Genomic DNA, 1,366 nt, shown 5'->3' with positions numbered 1-1,366 from the left:
GGGTTAAGTAAAGAAAAGTGTGTCTTTTCCGGGCGTGTTGCGGTTATTTGATCCAGCCTTTTTGGATGCCGAGGTTGTGTTGGTAGCTGGTGTCGATGGCGGTGTCGTATTCTGCTGGTGCACCGATGTCATTGGTAGTGGCTGTGGTGTTGTGGGTGATCAGGTCTGTTGCTGTGGAAAGTGCGTCTTGACCCCATCGTTGGTCCCTGGCGATCTTGACCGGATCGTCAGGGACTTCTGTATGTAGATACAGCCACCAATCCATCACTGTGCGTTGATGCGGTAGTGATAGTCCGCGGTGTCTGCGGGCTAGTTCTTTTATGGGGGCGTTGATGCCACCTTCGAGGCTGTTTGTTGTTGCTGCAAGGTTGTCGGGGTCGATGGTTGTTGGTGGGGGTTGCAGGTAGGTAAACAGCAGGTCTCTGCGGTGCAGAGATAGCAATGATTGATAGGCCGCTCGGACGCGTTGGTGGGTGTAGACCTTGGTGTAGGCGCCGGTAGCAGGGTCTTTGATGGTGGTTTTCTCGTTCATCCATTCCCGGTAGGTGTGGTCGAATTCGTGCAGGTGGGCGACCCATGTGGATGCTTGGTCAAGGTCGGTGATGCGAGTGAGTTTCAGGGCTAGGCGGTAGAGGGTTTTGCCGGCATCGGTGCGGGGGTTGCTGGTGGTGTGGCGGCGGACTGTTCGTTGGGCGTGGACGAGGCAGCGTTGGATGCGTGTTGTTGGCCAGCAGTGGTGGATGGCTGATTGGGCACCTTGTCCGCCGTCTGTGACTGCGATTAGTGGTGCGGCAATGGGGCGTAGGAGTTCGGTGTAGGCGGCGGTGGTTTCGTGTCTGGCCCAGGTCCAGTTGATGACGTGGGTTTTACTGGCTGCGATCAGGAGGCATCCGGACTTTAGATAGGTCGCGTCGAGGAAGATTTGGTCATGGATGCGGAATGAGTCGATGGTGGGTGTGGGGATGATCCACCAGCACCATCGGAATCGGTGGTGCATGGTTTGCCTGGTTACGCCATGGTGTGCGGCGAAGGTGGTTAGAGATTGGGTGCCGGTGGCCCATTGGATGAACAAAGCCATGGTGGCGGTGTTTTTGTTGTGGGTTTGGGTGTTGCGGGTAAAGGAGTGTCCGCAGTGGGTGCAGCGCCAACGGGTGGTTGATTTGCTGGTGGTGCCGTTTTTCTTTGTGTTGTTGCCGCATAGTGGGCAGCTGGGGCGGTTGGTGGTCATCCTTTAATCCAACCGGTGTGCGGTTAGCACAAATGTGGCCGGAGGTGCGGGATGGTGTGGGTAATAGCTTTCGGGGAGCTATTCTTTGGTGATTTGTGGTGTGTGGTCTGGGGTTATGGTGGCATGCGGACACACTTT

The 1,366-nt window shown here is 56.2% G+C and carries 1 protein-coding gene; it reads right to left on the bottom strand.

The genetic code is table 11. The annotated features are described in order from the left end of the window. Positions 1-43 precede the first annotated feature (43 nt). Positions 44-1,228: an IS256-like element IS3503 family transposase gene (locus HMPREF2751_RS02270; RefSeq protein ID WP_011018353.1), complete on the bottom strand. Its 1,185-nt coding sequence runs from the start codon at positions 1,226-1,228 to the stop codon at positions 44-46. Between the last annotated feature and the right edge of the window lie 138 nt (positions 1,229-1,366).

It is taken from the genome of Corynebacterium sp. HMSC063G05, assembly GCF_001810555.1.
GTDB lineage: Bacteria > Actinomycetota > Actinomycetes > Mycobacteriales > Mycobacteriaceae > Corynebacterium > Corynebacterium jeikeium_D.
The sequence above is the reverse complement of the archived record's forward strand: the minus strand, read 5'-3'. Positions and strand labels throughout refer to the sequence as shown.